Source organism: Roseiarcus sp. (assembly GCF_049514155.1).
GTDB lineage: Bacteria > Pseudomonadota > Alphaproteobacteria > Rhizobiales > Beijerinckiaceae > Roseiarcus.
In genome coordinates this window covers 23,391-48,213 of record NZ_JBEKVH010000019.1, presented here as the reverse complement: position 1 = coordinate 48,213, position 24,823 = coordinate 23,391, and the positions used below count along the sequence as shown (strand labels likewise).

General features: G+C 65.8%; 30 protein-coding genes. 27 read left to right on the top strand and 3 right to left on the bottom strand.

Annotation, left to right across the window (positions count from 1 at the left end; translation table 11 throughout):
- Positions 1-551 precede the first annotated feature (551 nt).
- From ABSF49_RS04690 to flgF, 3 genes are all read right to left on the bottom strand, one after another.
- On the bottom strand, positions 552-1,184 hold the full coding sequence (locus ABSF49_RS04690; protein WP_424111472.1) for a hypothetical protein: 633 nt from the start codon (positions 1,182-1,184) through the stop codon (positions 552-554).
- A gap of 25 nt (positions 1,185-1,209) precedes the next feature.
- Entirely contained in the window at positions 1,210-2,568 is a 1,359-nt protein-coding gene (gene fliI / locus ABSF49_RS04685) for a flagellar protein export ATPase FliI (RefSeq protein WP_424111473.1), read from the bottom strand.
- Between the two features lie 78 nt (positions 2,569-2,646).
- On the bottom strand, positions 2,647-3,366 hold the full coding sequence (gene flgF, locus ABSF49_RS04680) for a flagellar basal-body rod protein FlgF (protein ID WP_424111471.1): 720 nt from the start codon (positions 3,364-3,366) through the stop codon (positions 2,647-2,649).
- A 147-nt stretch (positions 3,367-3,513) separates the two neighbouring features.
- Between flgF and motA the strand changes: the two genes are divergently transcribed.
- The 27 genes from motA (at position 3,514) to ABSF49_RS04545 (ending at position 24,428) form a co-directional block, all read left to right on the top strand.
- Positions 3,514-4,404 carry a flagellar motor stator protein MotA gene (motA, locus tag ABSF49_RS04675; protein ID WP_424111470.1) on the top strand — a complete coding sequence of 297 codons (891 nt, stop codon included), beginning with the start codon at positions 3,514-3,516 and terminating at the stop codon, positions 4,402-4,404.
- A gap of 3 nt (positions 4,405-4,407) precedes the next feature.
- Entirely contained in the window at positions 4,408-5,352 is a 945-nt protein-coding gene (locus ABSF49_RS04670) for a FliM/FliN family flagellar motor switch protein (RefSeq protein ID WP_424111469.1), read from the top strand.
- Positions 5,353-5,405: 53 nt separating this feature from the next.
- Positions 5,406-5,777, top strand: a complete 372-nt coding sequence (gene fliN, locus ABSF49_RS04665) for a flagellar motor switch protein FliN (RefSeq protein ID WP_424111468.1) — start codon at positions 5,406-5,408, stop codon at positions 5,775-5,777.
- A gap of 13 nt (positions 5,778-5,790) precedes the next feature.
- Positions 5,791-6,819: a FliG C-terminal domain-containing protein gene (locus ABSF49_RS04660; protein WP_424111467.1), complete on the top strand. Its 1,029-nt coding sequence runs from the start codon at positions 5,791-5,793 to the stop codon at positions 6,817-6,819.
- Positions 6,820-6,834: 15 nt separating this feature from the next.
- A complete protein-coding gene (locus tag ABSF49_RS04655; RefSeq protein ID WP_424111466.1) occupies positions 6,835-7,923 on the top strand; it encodes an EscU/YscU/HrcU family type III secretion system export apparatus switch protein in 1,089 nt (362 codons plus the stop codon).
- 4 nt (positions 7,924-7,927) lie between these two features.
- A complete protein-coding gene (locus tag ABSF49_RS04650) occupies positions 7,928-8,380 on the top strand; it encodes a BspJ family T4SS effector nucleomodulin (protein ID WP_424111465.1) in 453 nt (150 codons plus the stop codon).
- A 35-nt stretch (positions 8,381-8,415) separates the two neighbouring features.
- Positions 8,416-8,793, top strand: coding sequence for a flagellar basal body rod protein FlgB (gene flgB / locus ABSF49_RS04645; RefSeq protein ID WP_424111464.1), 378 nt, complete (start codon positions 8,416-8,418; stop codon positions 8,791-8,793).
- A 6-nt stretch (positions 8,794-8,799) separates the two neighbouring features.
- Positions 8,800-9,219: a flagellar basal body rod protein FlgC gene (flgC, locus tag ABSF49_RS04640; RefSeq protein WP_424111463.1), complete on the top strand. Its 420-nt coding sequence runs from the start codon at positions 8,800-8,802 to the stop codon at positions 9,217-9,219.
- Positions 9,220-9,257: 38 nt separating this feature from the next.
- Positions 9,258-9,383: a hypothetical protein gene (locus ABSF49_RS04635; protein ID WP_424111462.1), complete on the top strand. Its 126-nt coding sequence runs from the start codon at positions 9,258-9,260 to the stop codon at positions 9,381-9,383.
- Positions 9,373-9,675, top strand: coding sequence for a flagellar hook-basal body complex protein FliE (gene fliE, locus ABSF49_RS04630; RefSeq protein WP_424111461.1), 303 nt, complete (start codon positions 9,373-9,375; stop codon positions 9,673-9,675). Before ABSF49_RS04635 ends, fliE begins: the two co-directional genes overlap by 11 nt.
- A 31-nt stretch (positions 9,676-9,706) precedes the next feature.
- The gene (flgG, locus tag ABSF49_RS04625) at positions 9,707-10,495 is read left to right on the top strand and encodes a flagellar basal-body rod protein FlgG (RefSeq protein WP_424111460.1); all 789 of its coding nucleotides are present in this window, start codon (positions 9,707-9,709) and stop codon (positions 10,493-10,495) included.
- Between the two features lie 11 nt (positions 10,496-10,506).
- Positions 10,507-10,983 carry a flagellar basal body P-ring formation chaperone FlgA gene (flgA, locus tag ABSF49_RS04620; RefSeq protein WP_424111459.1) on the top strand — a complete coding sequence of 159 codons (477 nt, stop codon included), beginning with the start codon at positions 10,507-10,509 and terminating at the stop codon, positions 10,981-10,983.
- Complete coding sequence (gene flgI / locus ABSF49_RS04615) at positions 10,983-12,077, top strand: flagellar basal body P-ring protein FlgI (protein WP_424111458.1); 1,095 nt, start codon at positions 10,983-10,985, stop codon at positions 12,075-12,077. The genes flgA and flgI overlap by 1 nt, the downstream gene beginning before the upstream one ends.
- 71 nt (positions 12,078-12,148) lie before the next feature.
- On the top strand, positions 12,149-12,673 hold the full coding sequence (locus tag ABSF49_RS04610; protein WP_424111457.1) for a MotE family protein: 525 nt from the start codon (positions 12,149-12,151) through the stop codon (positions 12,671-12,673).
- The gene (locus tag ABSF49_RS04605) at positions 12,673-13,389 is read left to right on the top strand and encodes a flagellar basal body L-ring protein FlgH (RefSeq protein WP_424111456.1); all 717 of its coding nucleotides are present in this window, start codon (positions 12,673-12,675) and stop codon (positions 13,387-13,389) included. Before ABSF49_RS04610 ends, ABSF49_RS04605 begins: the two co-directional genes overlap by 1 nt.
- 10 nt (positions 13,390-13,399) lie before the next feature.
- Complete coding sequence (locus ABSF49_RS04600; protein ID WP_424111455.1) at positions 13,400-13,915, top strand: flagellar basal body-associated FliL family protein; 516 nt, start codon at positions 13,400-13,402, stop codon at positions 13,913-13,915.
- Positions 13,912-14,646 carry a flagellar type III secretion system pore protein FliP gene (gene fliP / locus ABSF49_RS04595; protein WP_424111454.1) on the top strand — a complete coding sequence of 245 codons (735 nt, stop codon included), beginning with the start codon at positions 13,912-13,914 and terminating at the stop codon, positions 14,644-14,646. Before ABSF49_RS04600 ends, fliP begins: the two co-directional genes overlap by 4 nt.
- Positions 14,647-14,717: 71 nt before the next feature.
- Positions 14,718-15,968, top strand: a complete 1,251-nt coding sequence (locus tag ABSF49_RS04590) for a flagellar hook protein FlgE (protein ID WP_424111453.1) — start codon at positions 14,718-14,720, stop codon at positions 15,966-15,968.
- A gap of 27 nt (positions 15,969-15,995) precedes the next feature.
- Positions 15,996-17,498: a flagellar hook-associated protein FlgK gene (gene flgK, locus ABSF49_RS04585; RefSeq protein WP_424111452.1), complete on the top strand. Its 1,503-nt coding sequence runs from the start codon at positions 15,996-15,998 to the stop codon at positions 17,496-17,498.
- A gap of 5 nt (positions 17,499-17,503) precedes the next feature.
- A complete protein-coding gene (locus ABSF49_RS04580) occupies positions 17,504-18,559 on the top strand; it encodes a flagellar hook-associated family protein (protein WP_424111451.1) in 1,056 nt (351 codons plus the stop codon).
- 13 nt (positions 18,560-18,572) lie between these two features.
- On the top strand, positions 18,573-18,920 hold the full coding sequence (gene flaF / locus ABSF49_RS04575; protein WP_424111450.1) for a flagellar biosynthesis regulator FlaF: 348 nt from the start codon (positions 18,573-18,575) through the stop codon (positions 18,918-18,920).
- 7 nt (positions 18,921-18,927) lie between these two features.
- Positions 18,928-19,341 (top strand): flagellar biosynthesis repressor FlbT, encoded by a 414-nt coding sequence (flbT, locus tag ABSF49_RS04570; protein ID WP_424111449.1) that lies wholly within the window; start codon positions 18,928-18,930, stop codon positions 19,339-19,341.
- 11 nt (positions 19,342-19,352) lie between these two features.
- Positions 19,353-19,787: a flagellar hook assembly protein FlgD gene (flgD, locus tag ABSF49_RS04565; protein WP_424111448.1), complete on the top strand. Its 435-nt coding sequence runs from the start codon at positions 19,353-19,355 to the stop codon at positions 19,785-19,787.
- Positions 19,784-20,056 carry a flagellar biosynthesis protein FliQ gene (gene fliQ, locus ABSF49_RS04560; protein WP_424111447.1) on the top strand — a complete coding sequence of 91 codons (273 nt, stop codon included), beginning with the start codon at positions 19,784-19,786 and terminating at the stop codon, positions 20,054-20,056. The genes flgD and fliQ overlap by 4 nt, the downstream gene beginning before the upstream one ends.
- 860 nt (positions 20,057-20,916) lie before the next feature.
- A complete protein-coding gene (locus ABSF49_RS04555; protein ID WP_424111446.1) occupies positions 20,917-22,305 on the top strand; it encodes a short-chain fatty acid transporter in 1,389 nt (462 codons plus the stop codon).
- A gap of 158 nt (positions 22,306-22,463) precedes the next feature.
- Positions 22,464-23,516: a ketopantoate reductase family protein gene (locus ABSF49_RS04550; RefSeq protein ID WP_424111445.1), complete on the top strand. Its 1,053-nt coding sequence runs from the start codon at positions 22,464-22,466 to the stop codon at positions 23,514-23,516.
- 81 nt (positions 23,517-23,597) lie between these two features.
- Complete coding sequence (locus tag ABSF49_RS04545; protein WP_424111444.1) at positions 23,598-24,428, top strand: beta-keto acid cleavage family enzyme; 831 nt, start codon at positions 23,598-23,600, stop codon at positions 24,426-24,428.
- Positions 24,429-24,823 lie beyond the last annotated feature (395 nt).

The window sequence follows — 24,823 nt, the reverse complement described above, 5'->3', positions numbered from 1 at the left end:
AGAATTTGTCCGTGCGATCGTCGGAAACGCCTTGCGTGTCGTGCGTCACCCAGCTTGCGGGGATGACAATGGCGCAAAGCGCGTAGATTCGCGCATGCGGTCGCCGCGACAATTTCTTCCAGAAAATCGGAATGGTCGGTATCATAGTTTGTCGCGCCCAGAGCGGTCGCGCCGGCGGCGCGGGGGCGTTCTCACGGTGCGAAGCGGGTTCAACGCATTGAAAAGACGGGAGGCGGCGAAGCGGGCAGTTTCGCTTGCGTACACAGATCAATGACTTACGCGGGCCGAAACGAAGCCGGCCGTTTCGTTTAGGCTTCGCATCGTTTCGCCGCGGCTTCGTTTGGCTTCGCTTCGTTTCGCTTTCGCGGGCGCGGGTCGCGGTCGATCGTCGCCGCGGAGCGGTCGAGGAAGTCGGGCGGGCGCGCGGGCGGCCGTCGCGCCGGCGCCCGCGCTTTCGCGCGCAAAATGGCGCCCAAGCGCTTGAAATCGCCTGCCCGCGTAACGGACTTGTCGGCCGCGGCGGACGGCGTCGAACGGCGCGCGGCGCAGGCTCAGTCGCCGCCGAAGATCATCCGGCGCGAGAACGGGTTGACCGCAGCGCCGGCGGCGCCGGAGGGGTCGGCGACGAGCAGGACCGCGCCGGAATCGTCGAGCAGCGTCCAGCGTCCCTGGCGCTCGACGATCGCGGCGACGCGCCCGAGCCCCGGGGCGACGTCGCCGGTCTTGATCACCCGCGTCTCGACGCTGTTGCGCAGCCACGCCATGCCCGGTTCGACCGCGACGAGGCGGTAGGGGTCGAGGTCCGGGGTCGCGTCGTCGCCGCTGCGGACAATCGAGCCGGTCGGCGACATGTCGATCGATTGATGCGAATCGGCGCGCCCTTGCGTGGCGGTCCTCGAGTCGGCGACCTTGCTCGCGGCGGGGACCGGAGCGGCGGCGCGCGCGGGCGCGGGTCCGACCGTGGCGACAATGGCGACGTGGCCGTGCGGCTGGCCGAAGACCCCCAGATACTGCAAGCCGTTGACCATCGGCGCGTCGCCGGCGCGCGTGAACATCACGGTCGCGAAGACGACCGAGGCCGTGGCGGTCGTCACGCCGACGCCGAACAGCGCGATATCGACGGGCGAACGCGCCGCGAGGGCCTTGGCGGCGAAGCGGGGAACCAACAGTCCGCTGAGTTTCATGCGCACGCTTTCGTTTTTGCCGCGCTCAGCCGTCGAGCGGCTCGGCGCTTTCGTCCTTGGCTTCGCCGCGCAAGGCGGCGGCGAGTTCGATGAAGGGGTCCTCGCAGGGCGGCGAGGCGAGCGTCTGGCTCATCGCCTCGTAGATGCGCGGCACCGACTTGACCGCCTGGTCGAGCAGCGGGTCGGCGCCGGGAGTGAAGCCGCCCATCAGCCTGAGATCGCGGGTCTCCTCGTAGCGGGCGATGAGCGCGCGCAGCCGCGTCACCAGCTTGCGCTGCTCCGGCGACCAGGTGGGGTTGGGGATGCGCGAAACCGAAGCGAGGATGTCGACGGCGGGGAAGCGGCCCTGGTCGGCGATCGCCCGGTCGAGCACGATATGGCCGTCAAGCGTGCCGCGGATGCTGTCGGCGACGGGGTCGTTGTGGTCGTCGCCGTCGACCAGCACCGAAAAAATGCCGGTGATCGAACCCGAGTCCTCGAGACCGGGGCCGGCCCGCTCGAGCAGGCGCGGCAGGTCGGAAAACACGCTCGGGGCGTAGCCGCGGGCCACCGCCGGCTCGCCCGCCGCCAGCGCGACGTCGCGGGCGGCGTGGGCGAAGCGGGTGACCGAATCGACGATCAGCAGCACCTGTTCGCCGCGGTCGCGGAAATATTCGGCGACCGCCATCGCCGTGCGCGGCGCGAGGCGGCGCATCATCGGGCTCTCGTCGCCGGTCGAGACGACCGCGATCGCCGTCTGGCGATTGCCGGCGAGCGCGTCATCGAGGAATTCGCGCACCTCACGGCCGCGTTCGCCGACCAGCGCGATCACCACGGTGTCGAAATCCGGCGCCCGGGCGAGCATCGCCAACATCGTCGACTTGCCGACGCCCGACCCGGCGAAGACGCCGATGCGCTGTCCGGCGCACAGGGGCGTGAAGAAGTCGACAACGCGAATGCCCGACTTGATCGGCTTGCGCAGCCGCGTGCGCCTGAGCGCCGGCGGCGGTTCGCTGTCGAGCGGCATCACGCGGTCGCCGACCGGCAACGGGCCGGCGCCGTCGATCGGCTGGCCGAGCGCGTCGATCGCCCGGCCCTTCCACGCCGGGCAGGGCGCGAGCGACAGCGCCTCGGCGCGATAGGCGCGCGCGCCGATCGCCGCGTCGCAGCGCGCGTCGAACGGCTTGAGGGTCACGGTCTGATCGTCGATCCGCACCACCTCGCCAAGTTGGAAGCGATCGCCGACGTCGACCCGCACGCATTCGCCCAAGCGCAGGAAGCGCGACAGGCCCGCGACCCGGTAGTGAGACATGGCGATTTCGGTCACCGCGCCGCAGACGGAGGTCAGGGGCATGGTCTTGGCGGCGGCGGCGAGCCCGCGCTCCATCCGGTCGAGCGCCGTCAGCGGCGGCGCGGAGGCATCGCCGTCTCCGATCATTCGCCGCGTCCCTGGTCATCGCCGCTCGCGCGCATCGAGCAGGTCCTAGCTCGCAAGAGACTTGATGGCGTCTTCCATCGAGGTTTCGGTCTGCGCCACCTCCGAATTGACGCCGTCGAAATTGCGGGTCACGGAGATCAGCTTGGTCATTTCCTCGATCGGATTGACGTTCGCGCCCTCGACGTAGCCCTGCGCCACGCCGTTCTGGGTGAAATCGAGGACCGGCGTCGCCGGCTTGTCGGGGATGACGCCGGAGTTCTCGGCGCGGACGAGGTTGGCCTGGTCGTCGATCGAGAACAGACCGATCGCGCCGATCTGCTTGCCATCTTGCGAGATCATCCCGTCGCCGCCGATGGTCGGCGTCGAGCCGACGGGGTTGAGGACGATCGGCGCGCCGCCGGCGTCGAGCACCGGGTTGCCGATCAGGGTCTCGAGCGCCCCGCTCTCCGACATGCGCATCCGGCCGTCGCGCGTGTAAGCGATCCCGGATTGGGTTTTGATCGCCATCCAGCCGTCGCCCTGAATGGCGACGTCGAAGGGATTGTCGGTCTTCACCGCCGCGCCGGTCTGGCGCGAAATGAAGGAGGTTCCCGGCGAGACATAGGAAATCGAGCTGTCGCCGGCCTTGGCGAGCTCGGTGGAGAAACGGACGCCCTCGCCGCGAAAGCCGACCGTGTTCATGTTGGCGACGTTGTTGGCGATCGTCTCCAGGCGTCGTTCGAGCGACACCTGCGCCGACAGCGAAACGTAGAGACCGTTCTGCATGACCCAACCCGCCGCCGCCGCGCCGCTGGAGGGCCGGCCCTGGCGCGACAATCGGTCCGCCGGCTTGCATGGGGCTGACCTCGGCGAAACAGCCTGGCGTAAGTTTGGCGTCGCACGGTCGGCGCTTAAGGGCGGAAGGAGCGCGGCTTGAATTTCTTCATCGGCCTGATCGTCTGCATCGGCAGCGTTCTCGGCGGTTACGCCGCGCTCGGCGGTCACCTCGAAGTGCTGTTCCAGCCTTACGAGTTCGTGATCATCTGCGGCGCGGCGCTCGGCATCTTCATCGTCGCCAACCCGATGGCGACCATCAAGGACAGCGGCAAGGCGATCCTCGAGGCGATCCTCGACAAGGTGCCGAAGCCGCGCGACTTTCTCGACGTCCTGAGCGCGCTGCATGCGCTGATGCGCGAGCTGCGCGGCAAGTCGCGCGCCGAGGTCGAGCCGCATTTCGACAACCCCAGCCAGTCGCAGGTGTTCATGGGCTTCCCGCGCCTGCTCGCCAACAAGGACCTGCTGACCTTCATCTGCGACTACGGCCGGTTGATCATCATCGGCAACGCCAAGACCCACGAGATCGAGGCGCTGATGGACGAGGAGCTCGAAACCCTTGCTCACGACCGCTACAAGCCGGTCCACGCGCTGCAGAACATCGCCGACAGCCTGCCGGCGCTCGGCATCGTCGCCGCGGTGCTGGGCGTCGTCCACGCGATGGGTTCGCTCGATTCGTCGCCGGAAATCCTTGGCGGCCTGATCGGCGCGGCGCTGGTCGGCACTTTCTCGGGCATCCTGCTGTCCTACGGCGTCGTCCTGCCGATCGCGCTCAAGATCAAGGAGGTGCGGCAGAAGCAGCTTCGCCTGTTCAGCCTGGTCAAACAGAGCCTGCTCGCCTTCATGAACGGGGCGATGCCGCAGGTGGCGGTCGAGTTCGGCCGCAAGACGATTCCGTCCAAGGAGCGGCCGACCATCGACACGGTCGAGAACGAGACGATCGCCGGCCCGGCGCCGGCGCCGGAAGCCGTGATCAAGGAGGCGGCCTAGCCCATGCCCCGCGCGGAACGCGAAAGCTCGGCGGCGAGCGCGCCCTGGCTGCAGGGCGCGCAGCCCGATTCGGCCGGTCAGGCGATCGAGCGGCTGCCCGGCCTCGCCTTCGCCTTCGAACAGTTCGCGCTCAACATTCCCGCCGCGGCCGGCAGTCTTTTGAAGCTCGAGACGGCGCCGACGCTCGACGCCATCCGCCCTGAGACCGCGTTCACGGCGCTCGGCGAGTGCGAGGGCCAGCTTGCCGCGGTTCTGCACAGCGGCGCGCTCGACGCCAAGCTGATGCTGATCTTCGATCCCAAGATCGCCGAGTCGCTGATCGCGACCGTCTTCGGCGACGAGAGCGTGTCCGTTGGCGAACGGCCGCCGCGGTCGGCGACGACGATCGAGTTCCATCTCGTCGCCGAACTCGCCCGGCGCTTTGCAGGCGCGCTGGAGGCGGCGTTCGACGGCTTCGGCAGCCTCGAGCTGCGCCTCGATCGCCTGGAGAAGCTTGCCGACGTTTACGGGCTCGGCCGGCGCGACGGCCCGACGGTCGAAGCGCGGTTGACGCTGGCGACGCGGCTCGGCCCGCTCGCGCTCGCCGTCCTGGCGCAGCAGGCGGCGTTGGCGCCGCTGCGCAAGCAACTCGCCACGGAGCCCGGCGCGGAAGCGGGCGGCGGCGACCCCCGGTGGGCGCGGCAGCTCGAGCGCGGCGTCGTCCGCGCCCGCGTCGCCGTTTCCGCGGTGCTCGACGAATTGCCGATGTCGCTGGGCGACATCGCCGCCCTCTCGGTCGGCCAAGTGTTGACGCTGCACGGGTCCGGCATGGGGCGGGTCCGCTTGGAATGCGAGGGGCGCGAAATGTTCTGGTGCAAGCTCGGGCAGGGCGACGGCCGCTACTCGTTGGAGATCGAAGCGGCGGTCGAACTCGAGGACAATTCCATCGAATCCGCGCTCGCTAATTAACCCGCCGACGTCGGCTGCCGCCGTAAGACGACCGAAGAAAGAGTCATAGGGCCATGGACGACACGTTCGAACCTCTCAGCGACCTGCCCGAGCCCGGCGCCGAGTCCGAGGCCGCGCCCGCGCCCGTCGCCGCGCCTGCCGCTCCGGGGCCGGCGAGCCCGCCGCGCTACGACGCCATCCTGTCGATTCCCGTAACCGTGCAGGTCGTGCTCGGCGGCACGACGATGCCGGTCTCCAGCTTGATGAAGCTCGGCCGCGGCGCCGTCGTCTCGCTCGATCAGAAGGTCGGCGATCCCGTCAATATCGTCGTCAACGGCCGGACGATCGCGCGCGGCGAAGTGGTGGTGGTCGACGAGGAAACCGCCCGTTACGGAGTGTCTCTGACCGAAATCGTCGCGTCGTCGCGCGACGATCGCGCCACCTGAAGGCCGAGCCGAGATGGACGCGACGACCAATGGCGGACTGAGCCGCGATCCGCGCCAGCTCGCCGGGCCGCAAAGGGCCGCGGCGATCCTGCTGGCGATGGGCAAGCCGCCCGCCACGCGCTTGCTCAAGCATCTCGAGCCCAACGAGCTGCGCGAGGTGACGCGCGCAGCCGCGCGTCTCGGCGCGATTCCGCCTGGCGAACTGGAGACGCTGGTCGAGGAATTCACCGCCGCCTTCTCGGCCGGCGCCAGCCTGATGGGCGACGTCGGCAAGGCTCGCGACATGCTCGCCGACGTGGCGCCGCCGGAAGAGGTCGCCGATATCCTTTCCGACGTCTCGATGCCCGGAGATCTCGGCGTCTGGAACGCGCTCGGCGGCGTGCCGGAGGCGGTGCTGCAGGGCTATCTCGCCAACGAGCATCCGCTGGTCGCCACCTACATCCTGTCGAAACTCACCCCGCCGCTGGCGGCGCAGGTCGTCGCGCGCATGCCGCGCGAGGCGCGCAACGAGGTGCTGGTGGCGATGATCGTCAGGCCGGTCCTCTCCGAGGACATTCAGCTCATCGTCGAAGACGGGGTGCGCAAGGATCTCGCCAATCTAACCGCGCGCGGCGCCGGGCTCGACAACCACACCCGCATCGCCGACATCATCAACAACCTCGAACCGCTCGACGCGCGCGACGTCGTGCAGTCGCTGGTCGCCGCGCGCCCCAAGGAGGCGCGCATGGTGATGAAGATGCTGTTCTCCTTCGACGACCTGCCGCGCCTGTCGCAGCGGGCCCGCGCGGTGCTGTTCGACAAACTGCAGACCGAGACGGTGGTCATGGCGCTGCGCGGCGCCGATGCCGAGTTCCGCGATACGGTGCTGTCGGCGATGGCTTCGCGCTCGAAACGCCTGGTCGAGAGCGAGCTGGCGACGCCGATGCTCGCCTCGCCGCGCGACATCGCCAAGGCGCGCAAGCAGATCACCGACCTCGTGCTGAAGATGGCTCAGCGCAACGAAATCGAGATCCCTCCGCCCGACGGCGCCGAGGCGGCGTAGCCGGGAGGGGCGGCGATGGCCGAAGAACGCGACACCGACAGCAAAACCGAAGACGCGACCGAAAAGAAGATTCACGACGCGGTCGAGCGCGGCGACGTGCCGGTCTCGCGCGAAGTGCCGATTCTCGCCTCGCTGGCGGCGATTCTGATCGCTCTGGTCTTCATCGTGCCGCCGCGCACCGAGGCGTTCGTCGGCGCGCTGATGCGCTTCCTCGACGACGCCAGCGGCTGGCGGCTCGAACGGTCCAACGATGTCCTGGCGCTTGCCGGAATCGTCGGCGTCGCCGCGGTCGAGTTCGTCATTCCGGTGGTCACGGTGCTGATGATCGCCGGCTTGATCGCCTCGGCGGCGCAGAACCCGCCGCGCTTCGTGCCGGACCGGATCATGCCCGACTTGTCGCGCATCTCGCCGGCCGCCGGCTTCGTGCGCATCTTCGGGTTGCGCGGCTGGACCGAGTTCTTCAAGAGCCTGCTGAAGGTTTCCGCCGTCGGCGTCCTCGTCACGCTCATTCTCAGCGGCCAGCGCCTGTTGTTGACGACCTCGATGTTCGACGACATCGCCGATCTGCCGCAACGGGCGCTCAAGCTGTGTCTCGACGTGGTCGCCGCGGTGCTGGTGGCGACGCTGGTCGTCGCCTCGGCGGATCTTGCGTGGGCGCGCATCCATTGGCGGCGCGACCAGCGCATGAGCCGGCACGAGCTCAAGGAGGAGCTGAAACAGACCGAAGGCGATCGGCTGATGAAGGCGCGCCTGCGGTCGCTCAGGCTCGACCGCTCGCGCAAGCGCATGCTGGCCGCGGTGCCGCGCGCGACGATGGTGGTCGCGAATCCGACCCACTACGCAGTGGCGATGCGCTACGTGCGCGCCGAGGGCGGCGCGCCGATCGTGCTGGCCAAAGGCGTCGACCTGATCGCGCTGAAGATTCGCGAGATCGCCGAACAGCACGCGGTGCCGATCGTCGAGGACCGGCCGCTGGCGCGCGCGCTCTACGACGCGGTTTCGGTCGACCAGGCGATCCCGCCCGAGTTCTACCGCGCAGTGGCGGAAATCGTTCACCTGATCCAGGAAAAGAGAAGCTCGTGGCCGATCGTGAGAAACGGGTGAATCCATGCGCGAACTGACCGAAGCCGGCGGTCGGCGGCGCGACCAGATCATCGCCGCGGCGATGGTCGATGTCGCCACCGAATTGCGCCTGACCGACCCGTCGGAACTGATCGTGATGATCCGCGGCGAGCAAGCGGCGAACATCGCCGATCTCGTCAACTCGTCGGGCGAACTGTTCTTTCGCGGCGGCGCGCTGCGCTACGCCCTGTCGGCCGGGTGCGACGTGCAATGGGATACGACGCCGGTGGTGCGACTCGACATGGAGTTTCACTACGCGGCGGTCTCGGCGTTCTTCAAGCTGACGATCGGCCGCAAACGGGCGGGAGTCGAGGTGGTCGAAGTGCTGGTCGACGGCGAGGACGACCTCGACGACGCGATCAAGGACGAACGGTTGCGCGGCGCGGTGGCGGCGGCGCGGGCGCCGCCGCGCAAGCTTGGAGCAAGGCCGGCGGCGTAATCCTCGGACGTCTCTGACTGAACGGACGTCAACGCGTGTCCCAACCCTATGTGCTCCAGCTCGCCGCGCAGCGGACGCAGTGGCTGTCGGCGCGCGACGAGTTGATCGCCGCCAACATCGCCAACGCCAACACGCCCGGCTTCCAGGCGACGGACCTGCAGCCGTTCTCGGCGGTCCTCGACAGCGCCCAGGTGTCGATGGTCTCGACCAATCCGGCGCATCTGGCGCCGGGCGGCGACGGATTCGCCGAGGCCCGGGTGGTCGAGCCCGACGCGCCGGAGTCGACGCTCTCCGGCAATTCGGTCGACGTCGAAAATGAAATGATGAAGCTCGGCGAGGTCAACCGCGATTACACGATGGCGACCAATATCAAGCGCGTCATCCACCAAATGATCATGTCGGCTTTGAAGTGAGCGACGATGCCTGATCCACTGCAAGCGACCCTGCGCATCGCCGGCTCGGGCCTCGAGGCCCAGTCGATGCGGCTGCGCGTGATCTCCGAGAACATCGCCAACGCGCAGTCGACTGGCGATACGCCCGGCGCCGACCCCTACACCCGCCAGACGATCTCGTTCGACAGCGTCCTCGATCGCTCGCTCGGCGTGCCGCTGGTCAAGATCAAGACGATCGGTCAGGACGACACCCCCTTCAGGGTCGAGCACGATCCCGGCAATCCGGCCGCCGACGCGGGGGGCTTCGTCAAGATGCCCAATGTCGACGTGCTGACCGAACTCGCCGACATGCGCGAGGCGAACCGAACCTACGAGGCGAATCTTCAGGTCGCCAAACAATCGGCCGAGCTGCTCGGCCAGACCGTCAGCCTGCTCAAGGACGCCTGAGCGCGCCGATCGGCGCGCCGCAGGGAGGTCGAAGCGGAATGACGGAGAGCACCGGACCGGACGCGGCGTCTTTCGCCGTCGCCGCGGTCGTCGACGCGAACCAGGGAGGCGCCGCGGCCCCCGGCATGACCGGGATCGGCAGGCGCGAAGACGATGGCGATTGACGGAATTTCGGCGGTCGGCGCAGTTGGCAAGAGTCTCGACATCGGCGCCACCAGCGCGACATCGGCGACCGCGGGGACCAGTTTCGTCGACGCGATCGGCAAGGCTTTCACCGACTCGGTCGCGTCGGTGCAGGCCGGCGAAGCGGCGGCGATCCAAGGCCTTCAGGGCGGGATGGAGCCCTACAAGGTCGTCGATTCGATCATGGGCGCGCAGCGCACGCTCCAGTCGATGTTGGCGATCCGCGACAAGGCGGTCTCCGCCTATCAGGAAGTCTCGCGGATGGCGATCTGAGTCGGTTTAGGTCGAAGAGGGAAATCGAAGCATGAGAGCGCTTTCGATCGCAGCGACGGGCATGAACGCCCAGGAACAGAATCTCGAAGTCATCGCCAACAACGTCGCCAACATCAACACCACCGGTTTCAAGCGCTCGCGCGCCGAGTTCACCGACCTCATCTACCAGAACGAACGGATCGCCGGGGTGAGCAGCCGCGGCCGCGACGCCACCGTGCCGGAAGGCGCGCAGGTCGGCCTCGGCGTGCGCACCGCGGCGATCCGCTCGCTGCAGATCCAGGGCGCGCTGACCAACACCGGCAACACCCTCGACCTGGCGATCAACGGCCTCGGCTGGTTTCAGGTGACGGACCCGAACGGCGACACCGTCTACACCCGCGACGGCGCCTTCAACACCAACGCCCAGGGTCAGTTGGTCACGACCGACGGCTACCTGGTCACGCCGACGATCACCATTCCGCCGACCGCGACCAGCGTCTCCGTCAGCCAGAGCGGCATGGTCTCCGCGACGATCGCCGGCCAGACGAATCCGCAGCAGCTCGGCCAGCTCACCATCGCCAATTTCGTCAACGCGGCCGGACTGCAAGCGCTTGGCGGAAACTACTTCCAGCAGACCTTCGCCTCGGGCGCGCCGACCGTCGGCGTGCCCGGCGACACCGCCTACGGCGTCATCCAGCAGGGTTATCTCGAAGCTTCGAACGTCGACCCGGTGACGGAGATCACCAACCTGATCTCCGCCCAGCGCGCCTACGAGATGAATTCGAAGGTCATTCAGGCCGCCGACCAGATGTCGGGCACCATCTCTAACCTGCGGAGCTGAGGAGAAATCTGATGCGCGTCGAGGGCGCCGCCGTTGTGTTCGTCGCCGGGCTGTGGCTGACGGCGAGTCTCGCCGCAGCGGCGCAGGACCTCGGGACGCAGGATCTGGCGCCGCCGACGCCACGCATCGTCATTTATCCCGGCGACATCATTCAAAGCGACATGCTGTCCGATCTGCCGGCCGACACTGCGCGCGGAGTCGGGCCGTTCGCCGAGACGCGCGCGGCCGTGATCGGCAAGATGGCGCGCCGCACGCTGCTGCCGGGGACGGCGATTCCGCTCGCCGGGATCGACGTTCCGCGTCTGGTCGTCAACGGCGGCCAGGTCAATCTGGTCTATATCGACGGCGGCTTGTCGATCTCCGCCGACGGAATGGCGCTGCAGGACGGCGCGGCGGGCGATTCGGTCAAGGTGCGCAACGACGACAGCGGCGTCACGGTTACGGGCGTCGTCCAGCCGGACGGCGCGGTGCGGGTGAGCGGCGGGTGATGCGGCGTCTCCTCATCGCCCTCCTGGTCTGCGCGCTGGTCGGCCCGGCCGCGGCCGCCGTCCGCATCAAGGACATCACCGCCTTGCGCGGCGCGCGCGACAGCCAGCTGATCGGCTACGGTCTGGTGATCGGCCTGGCGGGAACCGGCGACTCGCTGCGCAGCGCGCCGTTCACCCAGCAGGCGCTCAGCGCGATGCTCGACCGCATGGGCATCAACGTTCGCGGCAGCCAGCTCGCCAACCGTAACGTCGCCGCGGTGATCGTCACCGCCGACCTGCCCGCCGGCATGGACGTCGGCTCGCGCCTCGACGTCACCGTCTCCGCGCTCGGCGACTCGAGCTCGCTGATGGGTGGCACGCTGCTGCTGACCCAGCTCTCGGCGAGCGACGGCTTCGTCTACGCCGACGCGCAGGGCGCCGTCTCCGTCACCGGCTTCGACGTCGCCGGTCAGGCGCAGACTCTGTCGCAGGGCGTTCCGACCGCCGGCCAGATTCCCAATGGTGCGATCATCCAGCGGGCCGTGCCGCCGCCGCCCGACGAACTGCGCATGACTCTCGAATTGAAGAACCCCGATTACACGACGGCGGTGCGCATCGTCGACGCCGTCAACGCCTATTCGCAGCGCCGCTTCCGCCGCCGTTCGGCGTTCGAGGCGACCAACCGGACCGTCGAATTGTTTCGGCCGCCGGAGATCAGCGTCACCCGCTACATGGCGGAGATCGGCGAACTGCCGGTCGAGCCGGACACCGTCGCGCGCGTGGTCATCGATTCGCGCACCGGCACCGTGGTCATCGGCCAGGACGTGCAGATTTCGACGGTGGCGGTCACGCACGGCACGCTGTCGGTCAGGATCAACGAGACCCCGACCACGTCGCAGCCGGCGCCGTTCTCGCAAGGCAAGACCGTCGAGCAACCGCGCACGGCGATCGACGTCGAACAGGAAGGCGGGCAGGTGGCGATCGTCGGCGGCTCCAGCCTCAGGACGCTGGTCAACGGCCTCAATCGAATCGGCGTCAAGCCGAGCGGCATCATCGCCATCCTGCAGGCGATCAAGACCGCCGGCGCGCTGCAGGCCGACCTCGTCGTGCAGTAGAGCGGGTCAGCCCGGCGCAAGGCGCGGCGGGCAGACTTTCGCCATTCTCGATCCGGTAGCGACTCCGCGCCATGGTCTTCGCCGTTTCCCGCCGCGCCGCCGTCGGCGCGATTGTTCTCGTCGGCCTGCTTGCAGGCTCCGCGGCGGCGCAGAACGACGGCAAACCGAAGCCGGCCGCGCCCCAGCCCGACAAGAGCGCCGAGGCCGGCGTTTCGCGCTATTGCGCCAATGTCGCGCCGATCGCCGCCGAAGCGCGCATCGCCTGGGAGACGCGCCGCCTCAACGAACTCGACGCGCAAATCAAGCAGCGCGTCGCCGAATTGGAGAAGGCGGAGGCGGAGACCCGCGACTGGGTGAGCAAGCGCGACGCGCTGCTGAATTCGGCGAGCGACGACGTCGTCGCGATCTACGGCAAGATGGATCCGGAGGCCGCCGCGGCGCAGCTGGCGACCATGGACGAGCCGATTGCGGTGTCGATCCTGCACAAGCTCAAAGTCAACGCGGCGAGTTCCATCCTCGACCAAATGGACGCGGCGCGAGCGGCCAGGCTGACCAGCCTGATCCTCGCCGTCGCGGCGCCCGAAAAGAAATCGTGATGGCGTTCATGGAGCGAAAAGCGTTGTTGGTCGTCGGGTTGGCGGCGACCCTGGCCGGCTGCGGCGCCATCAATCCGAGCGAGTTCATGCGCGAGCCGAGCATGTCGCCGATCGGCAGCGGCCTAGCCGCCGGCCGCATCGGCGATGGAATCGATCCGACGCCGACCGGCCAGATCGCGCGGCCGATCGCCAATCTCTATACCGACCAGACGGTGTCGCGGGTCGGCGACATCGTCACCGTGATCATCTCGATCAACGACAAGGCGCAGTTCGACAACGCGACCGACCGATCGTTGGCCTCTTCAGAAAACTTCACCAACACCTGGAGCTTCTCGCACGCCAGCAGCGGCTCCGGCGGCGGCAGTTCGCAGCCCGGGACTTCCTTGCTCGGCGGCACGTCGACCTCGTCGACCCAGGGCCAGGGCAACATCGATCGCCAGGAGCAGATCCAGGTCTCGGTGGCGGCGGTGGTCACCGAGGTGCTGCCCAACGGCAACCTGGTCATCAGCGGCTCGCAAGAGGTGCGGGTCAATTACGAACTGCGTCAGCTCGCGGTCGCCGGCATCGTGCGTCCGACCGACATTTCCCGCGCCAACACCGTCTCTTACGACCACATCGCGGAAGCGCGCATCTCTTACGGCGGCCGCGGCCGTCTGAACGACGTGCAGCAGCCGAACTGGGGTCAGCAGATTTGGGACTCCATCAAACCCTACTGAAGACAGCGCTATGGCCGTCGAACCCGAACTCCCCGACCTGACGCCCGGCGAAACGCCGCCGCCGCCGCCGCGCGTCGCATCCGGCGCGCCGTCGCTGCTGCAGACGGTCCTCGCCACGCTGGTGGTGACGGCGATGGCGGGCGCGATGGGGGCGCTGTTCGCCGTCCCGCCGCCGCCGGCGCCGGAACTCGCGCCCAAAACCGAGCCGACGCCCGGCGGCGTGGTCCCCGCCGCGTCGGGGCTGTTCGAAATGCCGCCGATCGTCACCAACCTCGGCTCGCCGAAGGACACCTGGATCCGCCTCGAAGCCTCGATCGTCTTCGACGCCAAGGCGGTCCAGCACCCCGAGACGCTGGCCGAAGACATCGCCGGCGACGAGCTCGCCTACCTGCACACCGTCGCGCTGTCGCAGGTCGAAGGGCCGATCGGGCTGGAGAACATCCGCCAGGATCTCAACGAGCGCGCGGCGATCCGCTCCGGCGGCAAGGTCAGCGAGCTCGTCATCCGAACGCTGGTGGTGCAATGAGGCGTTTCGCCCTAGCGGCGCTCGCGCTGACCCTGACCGCCGGCGCCGCCGCCGCCCAGACGGTCGATCTCGGGCAGCTGGTGCCCAATGGCGGCGCGACCGCGACCGCGCGCATCATCCAGATGGCCGCGGTGCTGACCGTGCTTTCGGTCGCGCCGGGGCTGCTGATCATGGTGACCAGCTTCACCCGCTTCACCGTGGCGCTGTCGTTCCTGCGCACCGGCCTCGGGCTGCAGAGCGCGCCGGCCAATCTGGTTCTGATCAGCCTGTCGCTGTTCATGACCTTCTTCGTCATGGCGCCGACCTTCGACAAGGCCTGGCGCGATGGGCTGCAGCCGCTGATGGACAACACCATCTCGCAGGAGCAGGCCTTCGGGGCGATCACCGAGCCGTTCCGCCAGTTCATGCTCTCCCAGGTGCGGGAGAAGGACATCGCGCTGTTCGAGGATCTCTCGCGCGGCAGTTTCGAGGTCACGGACCGGTCGAAGGTCGACCTGCGCATCCTGATCCCCGCCTTCATGATCTCCGAGCTCAGGCGCGGCTTTGAGATCGGCTTCCTGATCGTCCTGCCGTTCCTGGTCATCGACATGATCGTCGCGGCGCTGACCATGTCGATGGGCATGATGATGCTTCCGCCCTCGGTGATCTCGCTGCCGGTCAAGATTCTGTTCTTCGTGCTGGTCGACGGCTGGAATCTGCTGGTCGGCAGCTTGGTCCGTTCCGTGAGCTGAAAGGCGGCAATCAGCTTCGCGCAAGGGTCCAATCGTTTAGTGATGTTGTAGAGCCGCGAGGAGAGCGACCGATGAGTCTGATGGGCACCGCCGTGTCCGGCATGCTGGGCGATACGTCCTGGCTGTCGAACATTTCCCAGAACGTGGCCAACGCCAACACCACCGGCTACAAGAACGCCGAGACGGAATTCGCCACGGTCGTCGACCAGGTCGGCGCCGCGTCCTCCGCGGGCGGCGGCGTCACCGCGACGCTGCGGTCGCTCAATTCGCTGCAGGGCTCGGTGGTCGGCACCTCGACCACCACCGACCTCGCGATCAAGGGCGACGGGTATTTCGTCGTCTCCGACGCGAGCGGCGCCCTCTACTTGACCCGCAACGGCTCGTTCGTGCCCGACGCCGACGGCAACCTAGTCAATTCGGCCGGCTATTACCTGATGGGCTACAACGTCCAGAGCGGCGCGGCGTCCGGCACCACCAATTCCTTGGCCGGCATGGTCAAGGTCAACACCATCACCTCGGGCGAGGCGGCGACGCCGACCACAACCGGAACCTTGGCGGTCAACCTTCCCTCGACCGCCGCGGTCGACACCGGCACGTTGCCCGCGACGAACACGGCCGCTTCGACCTACACCGAGGAAACTTCGCTGGTCGTCTACGACAACCTTGGCGCCGCGCACACGCTTAACGTCTACTTCACCAAGACCGGCTCGAGTGCGGCTGGCTACACTTGGCAGGCCGACATCTTCGACGCCGCCGACGCGTCCGCCACGACAGGCGGCTTCCCCTACTCGGCGGAGCTCGCCACCCAGACGCTGAACTTCAATACCAGCGGCGTGTTGACCAGCGGTTCTCCGGTCACCTTCACGGTTCCCAACGGCCAGAGCATGAGCCTCAATCTCGGCCAGACGACGCAGTTGGCGTCGAGTTTCGCCGTCAACGCCTCCACCGCCAACGGCAATGCGCCGAGTTCGCTGACCGGCGTCACCATCAGCTCCGACGGCACGCTCGACTTCGAATACAGCAACGGCGTGTCGAGCCCTGGCTACGAGATTCCGTTGGCGACCGTCGCCAGCGAGGACAATCTGACCGCGGTCAACGGCAACGCCTACCAGGCCAACCAAAACTCCGGCACGGTCAGGGTCGGCGTCGCCGGCACCGGCGGGCTCGGTACGATCGCGTCCTCGTCGCTCGAGGACTCGACCGTCGACCTCGCCACCGAGCTTACCGACATGATCCAGGCCCAGAGCGCCTACCAGGCGAACTCCAAGGTCTTCCAGACGGGCGCCAACTTGCTCGACATCCTGAACAATCTGAAGGCGTAGCGGTTCGCCGGCCTTCGAGGTTTCGCCATGAGTTTGTCGGCCGCCCTCAACATCATCAACTCCGCCTTCGTGGCGAACGCGGGGCAATCGGCGGTCATCTCGAGCAACATCTCGAACGCCGGAACGAAGAACTATGCGCGCGAGATCGCCAACCTCATCACCACCTCCGGCGGCGGGGTTCAGGTCGCCTCGGTCGGCCGCGAGGCCAACGCCGCGCTGCTCGAGCAGGTGAATACGTCGACGTCGCAGGCCGCCTACCAACAGGCGTTGTCGGACGGTCTGTCGACGCTGGCGCAAACGGTGAGCGACAGTTCCTCGGTGACCTCGTCGTCCGGCGCCGCCGCCAACGGCAATTCGCCGTCGGCGATGCTCGCCAACCTGCAGAGCGCGCTCGAAACCTACGACGCCTCGCCCTCCAGCACGTCGGCGGCGCAGGGCGTGGTGACCGCCGCCAGCGATCTCACCCAATCGCTCAACTCCGGCGCTGCGGCGGTGCAGAGCGTGCGCGAGACGGCCGATTCCGGCATGACATCGGCGGTCAACACCGTCAATTCGCTGCTCACGCAATTTACCTCGGTCAACGCGACGATCGTTTCGGGAACGGCGACCGGCGCCGACATCTCCAGCGCCGAGGATACGCGCGACAGCATCCTCACCCAATTGTCGCAACAGGTCGGCATCTCGACCGTCGCCAATCCCGACGGTTCGACCTCGATCTACACCGACAGCGGCGTGACCCTGTTCCAGGGGGGAACTGCGCGCACCGTCAGCTTCACCCCGACAGCGACCTACACCGACGGCGCGACCGGCAATGCCGTGATGGTCGACGGCGTGCCGATCACCGGGTCATCGTCGCCGATGGCGATCCAGTCCGGCGCCCTTGCGGGGCTCGCCAATCTGCGCGACGTCGTCGCGCCGGAGTACGGCGCGCAACTCGACCAGATCGCCAATGGCCTCATCAGCGCCTTCGCCGAGAGCGATCAGACCGGCGGAACCGCGCCGACGCTGCCCGGTCTGTTCACCTTTTCCGGCGCGACCGGCGTGCCCTCGACTGCGGCGACGACGGGACTGGCGTCCGAGATCGAGGTCAACGCCAACGTCGATCCGTCGCAGGGCGGCAACGTCAATCTCTTGCGCGACGGCGGCATCGCCGATCCGACCAATTCAGCCTACACCTATAACACGACCGGCGCGGCGAGCTACACCGGCCGCATCGCGCAGTTGATCAGCGCCACGACCTCGACCCAGACTTTCAGCGCGGCGGCCGGGCTCGGAACGTCGTCGAGCCTCAGCGACTATGCCAATTCCTCGGTGAGCTGGCTGCAGGGCCAGAACCAGGCGGCCAGCAATCAGCTCGACTATCAGAATTCCCTGGTCAGCCAGGCGACGACGGCGTCGTCGAACGCGACCGGCGTCAATCTCGACACCGAAATGACCAACATGCTGACCATCGAGAACTCGTACACGACGACGGCCAAGCTGCTGACGACCGTCAGCGCGATGTTCACCTCGCTGCTCAACGCTGTGTAAAGCCAATGGCCTCGATCGTCTCCACCTACTCCCTCGGCACGGCGATGCTCTCGAGCATGGCGCAGGCGCAGAACCAGCTGACGCAACTCACAGCCGAGGCGAGCAGCGGCCAGTACGCCGACCTCGGCCTGCAGCTCGGCGACCAGTCGGGCTACGAGCTGTCGCTGCGCAACCAGACCAATCTGCTGCAATCGCTCACCACCGCCAACAGTCTCACCGTCACCAATCTCGAGACGGCGCAGGCGGCGATCGACTCGATGCGCACCGACGCTCAGAACGCTCTCACCTCGCTGACCTCGATCACCGCCGGTGCGACCGGCGCCGCCTCGTCTCTACAGAGCGCCGGGACCAACGCCCTTCAGTCGTTGATCGCCAGCGCCAACGTCACCTCCAACGGTCAGTACGTGTTCGGCGGCGACAACACCGGCGTCGCGCCGATGGCGGACTACTTCTCGGCGACGACGTCGGCCGCCAAGAGCGCAATCGACGCGGCGTTCCAGACCACGTTCGGCTTCGCGCCGACTTCGGCGAGCGCCGCGAATATCTCTTCCTCGCAGATGCAGAGTTTCATCAGCGGAACGTTCGCCAACCTGTTCAGCGGCGCCAGTTGGACGAGCAACTGGTCGTCGGCCTCGAGCACCGACGTGACGACGCAGATCGCGCCGGGCGAGTCGGCGACGACCTCGACCGACCTGAACCAGCCCGGCTTCCAGCAGCTCGCCGAAGGCTACGCGATGCTCGCCGAATTCGGCGGCTCATCGCTGAGCTCCACCACGCAGCAGGCGGTCATCACCGCGGCGAGCTCGCTGATCAATCAGGGAGTCTCCTCGCTGACGACGACGGAGGCGACGCTCGGCTCGGCTCAGACGCGCGTCACCGACGCCACGACCTCGATGTCGAATCAATTGACGATCCTGCAGACGCAGATCGGAAATCTGGACAACGTCAACGCCAGCGCGGTCGCCGTCCAGCTCAATTCACTGAGCACGCAGCTTGAAACCGCCTACCAGCTCACTGCGCAACTGCAGAAGATGAGCCTGGCCCAATATCTCCCCGTGTGACCCGGAAACGCCGATGTATGAATTCTCCTACAATGAAGTCGTCGACGACTCTCGCCAGGTTATGCGAGCGCGAGAGCGAACTGCGATGGATCGCGTCATCGCCATGCTGCGCGTCGCCCGCGACAAGGGCGAAAACTCGCGCGAGGCGATCGAAGCGATCTTCTATCTGCGTCGGCTGTGGGCGATCTTTCTCGACGACCTCAGGAATCCCGAAAACGAGCTGCCGGAGCAACTGCGCGCCGGCATTGTTTCGATCGGCATCTGGATGAACAAGGAAATCGATCGGTTTCGGGCGGGTCAGACCAAGGATCTGACGCCGATCATCGAGATCAACGAGATCATCCGCGACGGACTGAAGTGAGGAAGCGATGAATATCACGCTTCGCGCCGGCGAAAAACTCTACATCAACGGCGCTGTCATTCGCGTCGATCGCAAGGCGACGATCGAGCTGCTCAACGACGTTACGTTCCTGCTCGAGAACCACGTCATGCAGGCCGATCAGGCGACGACGCCGCTCAGGCAGATCTATTTCGCGGTCCAGGTGATGCTGATGGATCCAGGCGCGACGGCGGTGGCGACGACGCTATCGCGGCGGCTGATGGAATCGGCCCTGCAGGCGTTCGAGAACCCGCTGATCGTCGCCGGACTGAAAGTGATTGCCGGGCAAATCGACCGTGGGCGCAATTTCGAAGCGCTGAAGGCGCTAAGAGCGCTGTTTCCGCTCGAGGAAAAGGAAATGTACCCGAACGGCAAGCTGGCTGAAACGCCGGCAGCCGCCTGAAAGGAGCGACCATGAGCGTGCCAGCCACTTCACCCGTCACAACCGGCTCCACATCTTCGGCGAGTTCGTCATCCTCCTCGTCGGCCGCCGCGGCCACCAACTCTCTCAGCTACAATGACTTTCTCACCATGTTGCTGGCGGAGATGAAGAACCAGGATCCGACCCAGCCGATGGATCCGACCGCGATGGTGAGCCAGTTGGCGACGATCTCGCAGGTCGGTCAGGCGGTGCAAACCAACACCACGCTCGCTTCGCTGCTGACGAGCTCACAATTGACGCAGGCCGAGATCGGGGTCGGCGAAACGATCTCGGGCCCGGACGCGACCACGAGCACGCAGACGGATTCGGGCACAATCACCTCGGTCTCCGTCACCTCGTCGGGCTCGACGGCGACGCTGAGCAACGGCGATAGCGTGACGGTCGGCAATGGCGTGACCGTGCAATGAACGAGGCCGACGCGCTCGACATCATCCAGTCGGCGCTATGGATGGTGATCGTCGGCGCCGGTCCGGCGATCGGCGCCGCGATGGTGGTCGGGGTGGCGATCGCGCTGTTGCAGGCGCTGACCCAGGTCCAGGAAATGACGCTGACTTTCGTGCCGAAGATCGTCACGATCTTCCTCGTCGTCACCCTGACCGGATCGTTCATCGGCGGGCAATTCTACCTCTTCACCGAAAACGTCTACGGGCGAATCGAGCACGGCTTCGAACGGTGACGGGACGCCGTAGCGCCCGCGCGCGCGTAAGGATCTCGGCGAAGCGCAGCGCGGAAGGCGTTTCCATAGGCGGGACACGCGCAGCAGCGATGCACTCGCGCTCGATGGGTTCGCCCGTCGCGAGACAATAAAGACGCTCGCCGAACGGCGCCGGCGCGGCATTCCGACCAAATGCCAGCCGACCGCCCCGCCCTGCCGCGGCTGTGGCGGACTCTGTTCCATCGCCGCCGCGACCCGGCGTAAAAAATCCGCGGCTGCATAACCGCGCGCGCGGCTCCGACCGCCAAGGTCCGGAAACAGGTCGAATCGCGCTTTTGCGACGCCAGCGCGCCGCCAAATGACGGGCCACCAGCTCGGCGCCGTCATGCGGCGCATTGGAAATGTAGGGATTCCCTACGCCCGCCTCGTCAAATGTAGGAAGACCCGACATTCAGCGGACCAAATATTCGACTTAGTGTTAGCAATAACACGCAAATTCGCCTTGGCACGCCGCATGCGTAATCAGCGTCGTCGTGACTAAGGCAACCAACCGGAAACCGTGAAGAATCTCCGTACTGACGAGTCTGTCTCGTGCTTCTTCTATCCGTCGTCTCGCGCCGGCCAGCGGTCGGTCGCCGAGTTGGGCTGCTGGAGCGAAGCGGACCGCGTCGTATTCCGCGGAGGCGGGGCTCATTCGGGGCAGGGGAACACGGCCGCCGGCGGGAACGCTGAGCGGCCGCCGAGACAGCTCATCCCTCGACTCTCGTGGGAAGCCGCTGGCGAGCGGCGCGCAGCCGGAAGAGGGCGCCAAGCGCCATGTGCCGGTCCTCGCCAAGGATCGATCGCATAAGTGAATAGTTGAATACGTGGGGGGTGAAACAATGTCTGGCGCTAGTTTAGAAGTCGAGCCTGCACTAAAGCCAAAACTGGGAATAGTCGACCGTTTTACGAAATGGAGTCTGAATTGGGTCCCCGATTCCATGGTCTTCGTTTCGGCGCTGACCATCATTGTTTTTATCATGGGCATGGTGTTTACCGACCACAGCCCGCTTGGATTGCTTGACGATTACGCCAAGGGGTTTTGGCTGCTGCTGACGTTCGCCATGCAGCTCACCGTCATGATGATCACGGGATTTGTGGTTGCCGATTCGAAATTGGTGAAGAGCGGCCTTATCAAGCTGATCGACTTGCCGAAGTCGCCCAGGTCGACGTTGATCGTGTTCTGTCTGGTGGTTGGGTTCATCGCCTGGCTGCATTGGGCGGTGGGGTTGATGGTCGCCGTCGTCATGGGCAAGGAAGTCGCCATCCGCAAGCGCGGCGTGGGAATCCACTATCCTCTGCTGGCGGCCGCCGGTTACTGCATGTTCCTGATCATGGCCAACGGACCATCGCAGTCTGCGCCGCTGCTGGCGGCGACAGCCGGCAATTTTCTCGAAAAGACCATCGGCGGCTTGCTCCCTTTGACCCAGACCGCCCTGTCGCCATTCCTCCTTGTTCTTGTTTTCTTTGAGTTTCTTACAATTCCCGTTCTGCTTGCGCTCATGATGCCGAAAAAGGAGAAGGCCGTCGAGATCAGCGAGGCCGTCTATAACGAGTTCACTTACGTTCCGGTGGAGGAAGTGCGGAGCGACTTGCGACCGGCCGAGCGGTGGGAACGGTCCCGAATTGTGCTGACGGTGATTGGCGTTGGATTCTTGATTTGGGTTGTTCGCTTCGTGGCGCTCAACGGCGTGGCCAAGATCGACATCAACATCATCAATTTCACGTTCTTCGGTCTGGGCATGCTGCTGCACGGATCGCCTCGGAGCTTCACCGCGTCCGTGAAGCAGGGCGTCGGCACGACGTTCGGCGTGATTATTCAGTTTCCGCTCTATGCGGGCATCTTCGGCATCATCAGCAATTCCGGGCTGGCGAGCGTCATCACCCACTGGTTCCTCTCGATTTCGACCGCGGGAACCTACGCCTGGATCATCATGATCTATACGACGATCATGGATTTCTTCGTCCCGTCAGGCGGTTCGAAGTTCGTCATCGAAGCCCCTTACATCATCCCAGCCGGCCAACAACTGAGCATTCCGGTCGCCCACGTGGTCAACGCCTACAGCACCGGCGGCCAGTTGGCGAACCTGATCCAGCCGTTCTGGGCCTTGCCGTTCCTTGCGGCTTATAAAGTCAGGTTCCAGGACATTCTGCCGTATACGTTCGCCATGTTCCTGTACGCGCTGCTCATCGGCAGCGTCGCGTTCCTCGCCTTCCCGCAAGGGCTGTGAATCGAAGACGCATCAGACGCATTGAGGCGGCGGGCGGGCGATCCCCGTGCTCGGGCGAAGACGGCGCTTGTCATTCCGCGCGTTCGTATTTCGCCGCTGGCGAACCCGACGGCGCCGCAGCCGCAATCGTCGCGAATGAAATTGAAAGGAGAGAGATTATGAGGGCGGCTATTATCGGGATCGGTTCCCTCGGCACAATCATCGGCGCGCTGATCACCAAGGGCGGCAAGCCGATCGATTTGTTCGATTCCTACAAAGATAACGTCGACGCGCTGAATCGCTTCGGCGCGACCATAACCGGCGCCCTCGATCTGAATGTTCCGGTGACGGCGTACACTCCGGATCAAATGACCGGCGAGTACGATCTGGTGTTCCTGCTGACGAAACAGACGAACAACCATTCCGTCCTGCCGCAACTGCTGCCGCATCTGCGCTGCGACAGCGTCGTCTGCACGCTGCAGAACGGCGTCCCAGAAGACTCGGTCGCGTCGATCGTCGGCCGCGGCCGCACAGTCGGCGGCGCGGTCGGTTTCGGCGCCACATGGCTGAGGCCGGGCGTTTCCTCGCTCACCTCGAGTTACGCGACCGTCGAGAAGTTCGCCTTCGAAATCGGCGAGATCGACGGCGTCCTTCGCCCCCGCCTTAAAACGGTTCAAGAATATCTCGAATGCGTCGGCGCGACCGAGATCCGCGACAACCTCATGGGGATCAAGTTCACGAAGGTGCTGATGAACTCCACCTTCAGCGGCATGTCCGCGGCGCTGGGCTGCACCTTCGGCGACGTGCTCGCGAATCCCAAGGCCATGACGTGCTTGGCCTTTGTGGCCAATGAATGCATCGCCGTGGCGCACGCTCGCGGCGTTGGCTTGGTCGAGATGCAGGGCGAGGATCTGGAATTCTTCGAACTGAAAAGCGCCGCCGATATTCCGTCGAAAATGACTCTTTATCGCAAGATCTGGGGGCCGCATGCGAAGCTGAAAGCAAGCATGTTGCAGGATCTTGAAAAGGGTCGCGAATGCGAGATCAATTACATCAACGGCGTGATCTGCCAGCAGGGCCGAGCGTGCGGTATACCAACTCCGTTCAACGACAGAATTGTTGAGCTTGTCACTGAGGCGCAGACTCGACGTGGCGTTAACGACTTCAGTTACCTAAGTCGATTCGATGGTCTGTTGGAGAAATACGCCAAAGAACATACCTTGGCCTTCTAGGCTCCGACCTCAGGAATCCGTCGCAATAGATGACAAACCAAATTCTGCCCGCTCTGTAAGCAAGAAAAGCTGGAGATTTCGATGCCGAAGACCATCATTACGGTCGCCCCGACCGGGGCCTGGCCGACAAAGGAACACAACGCCAATATCCCGCTCAATCCGCGCGAAATCGCCGACGACGTTTATGCGTGTTGGCAGGCGGGCGCCGGCATCGCCCATCTGCATATGCGCGATGCGAACGGCAAGGGCACGATGGACAAGGAGCGGTTTCGCGAAACGGTGACGCTGATCCGCGAGAAGTGCGACATCGTCATCAATCTGACGACCTCGGGCGATCTCAACGCCACCGACGAAACCCGGATGGCGCACCTCATCGCGTTGCAGCCTGACATGGCCTCCTATGACGCAGGCACGATGAACTGGGCGCACAGCACAATATTCGTCAATCATCCGGCATTCCTCGAGAAGCTCGGCAAGGTGATGCTGGAGAATAGCGTCAAGCCGGAGATCGAGGTGTTCGATGCCGGCATGTTCTACAACGCCGTCTACTACGTGAAGCAAGGCGTCCTGAAAGCCCCCTGCCATTACCAGTTCGTTCTGGGGGCCCCCGGCGGCACCACCGCCACCGTGGAGAACCTCGTTTACCTGAAGAGTCTGTTGCCGGCGGACGCCACGTGGTCGGCGCTGGGCATCGGCGCCGGCCATCTGCCGATCATGTTTGCGGCGATCGCCATGGGCGGCCATGTTCGGGTCGGCATGGAAGACAATGTCTTGTATGCGAAGAAGCGTCCGGCGAAATCCAATGCCGAGTTCGTTGAGCGGGCGGCGCGCCTGGTCAGGGAAGCCAACAATGAGGTCGCCTCGCCCGACGACGCCCGCGCCATCCTTGGGTTGAAGCGACGCGCCGCATAATTTGGGCGACCCGCGGTCGCCGCCGTCGTGAGCGGCAGGGCGGCGGCTCCGTGGCGCGCTTTCGCCTTCGGTCGCGACCCGAATTGGTCAAGGTCTTCGTCCACGTCTTCGATCGAGGGGTCATGCCGTCGACCGGTCGTCGAAAGTCCAATGGAAGGACTTTTCGCCTCGCGAAACGAGTCGCTCGTCGATGCGCCTGACGCCTGACGCCGCCGATCATGCATGACCCTGGCGACGCCAATCGCGCGAGCCGCATCGGCCGCTGACTGTCTTGGCGAGACCAACCCACTCGCCGGGCGCAGCTTCGCGAAGGTCTGTTCCAAGCTACGGCGCTTTCGCGGCGTTGTCGTCCTTGTCCCTGGCCAAAGACAGGCTTCAAGGCCGAGCAATTCAAC

Coding starts and splice junctions, on each gene's coding strand:
- ABSF49_RS04650 (WP_424111465.1), top strand. CDS start 7,928: ATGCGCGAACTGACCGAAGCCGGCGGTCGGCGGCGCGACCAGATCATC.
- ABSF49_RS04550 (WP_424111445.1), top strand. CDS start 22,464: ATGAGGGCGGCTATTATCGGGATCGGTTCCCTCGGCACAATCATCGGC.
- fliP (WP_424111454.1), top strand. CDS start 13,912: ATGAGGCGTTTCGCCCTAGCGGCGCTCGCGCTGACCCTGACCGCCGGC.
- flgC (WP_424111463.1), top strand. CDS start 8,800: ATGCCTGATCCACTGCAAGCGACCCTGCGCATCGCCGGCTCGGGCCTC.
- ABSF49_RS04610 (WP_424111457.1), top strand. CDS start 12,149: ATGGTCTTCGCCGTTTCCCGCCGCGCCGCCGTCGGCGCGATTGTTCTC.
- ABSF49_RS04690 (WP_424111472.1), bottom strand. CDS start 1,184: ATGAAACTCAGCGGACTGTTGGTTCCCCGCTTCGCCGCCAAGGCCCTC.
- fliQ (WP_424111447.1), top strand. CDS start 19,784: ATGAACGAGGCCGACGCGCTCGACATCATCCAGTCGGCGCTATGGATG.
- flgI (WP_424111458.1), top strand. CDS start 10,983: ATGCGGCGTCTCCTCATCGCCCTCCTGGTCTGCGCGCTGGTCGGCCCG.
- ABSF49_RS04670 (WP_424111469.1), top strand. CDS start 4,408: ATGCCCCGCGCGGAACGCGAAAGCTCGGCGGCGAGCGCGCCCTGGCTG.
- ABSF49_RS04600 (WP_424111455.1), top strand. CDS start 13,400: ATGGCCGTCGAACCCGAACTCCCCGACCTGACGCCCGGCGAAACGCCG.
- flaF (WP_424111450.1), top strand. CDS start 18,573: ATGTATGAATTCTCCTACAATGAAGTCGTCGACGACTCTCGCCAGGTT.
- ABSF49_RS04660 (WP_424111467.1), top strand. CDS start 5,791: ATGGACGCGACGACCAATGGCGGACTGAGCCGCGATCCGCGCCAGCTC.
- ABSF49_RS04545 (WP_424111444.1), top strand. CDS start 23,598: ATGCCGAAGACCATCATTACGGTCGCCCCGACCGGGGCCTGGCCGACA.
- ABSF49_RS04655 (WP_424111466.1), top strand. CDS start 6,835: ATGGCCGAAGAACGCGACACCGACAGCAAAACCGAAGACGCGACCGAA.
- flgA (WP_424111459.1), top strand. CDS start 10,507: ATGCGCGTCGAGGGCGCCGCCGTTGTGTTCGTCGCCGGGCTGTGGCTG.
- flgD (WP_424111448.1), top strand. CDS start 19,353: ATGAGCGTGCCAGCCACTTCACCCGTCACAACCGGCTCCACATCTTCG.
- ABSF49_RS04555 (WP_424111446.1), top strand. CDS start 20,917: ATGTCTGGCGCTAGTTTAGAAGTCGAGCCTGCACTAAAGCCAAAACTG.
- flgF (WP_424111471.1), bottom strand. CDS start 3,366: ATGCAGAACGGTCTCTACGTTTCGCTGTCGGCGCAGGTGTCGCTCGAA.
- flgK (WP_424111452.1), top strand. CDS start 15,996: ATGAGTTTGTCGGCCGCCCTCAACATCATCAACTCCGCCTTCGTGGCG.
- ABSF49_RS04590 (WP_424111453.1), top strand. CDS start 14,718: ATGAGTCTGATGGGCACCGCCGTGTCCGGCATGCTGGGCGATACGTCC.
- flgG (WP_424111460.1), top strand. CDS start 9,707: ATGAGAGCGCTTTCGATCGCAGCGACGGGCATGAACGCCCAGGAACAG.
- ABSF49_RS04605 (WP_424111456.1), top strand. CDS start 12,673: ATGGCGTTCATGGAGCGAAAAGCGTTGTTGGTCGTCGGGTTGGCGGCG.
- ABSF49_RS04635 (WP_424111462.1), top strand. CDS start 9,258: ATGACGGAGAGCACCGGACCGGACGCGGCGTCTTTCGCCGTCGCCGCG.
- flbT (WP_424111449.1), top strand. CDS start 18,928: ATGAATATCACGCTTCGCGCCGGCGAAAAACTCTACATCAACGGCGCT.
- fliE (WP_424111461.1), top strand. CDS start 9,373: ATGGCGATTGACGGAATTTCGGCGGTCGGCGCAGTTGGCAAGAGTCTC.
- fliN (WP_424111468.1), top strand. CDS start 5,406: ATGGACGACACGTTCGAACCTCTCAGCGACCTGCCCGAGCCCGGCGCC.
- ABSF49_RS04580 (WP_424111451.1), top strand. CDS start 17,504: ATGGCCTCGATCGTCTCCACCTACTCCCTCGGCACGGCGATGCTCTCG.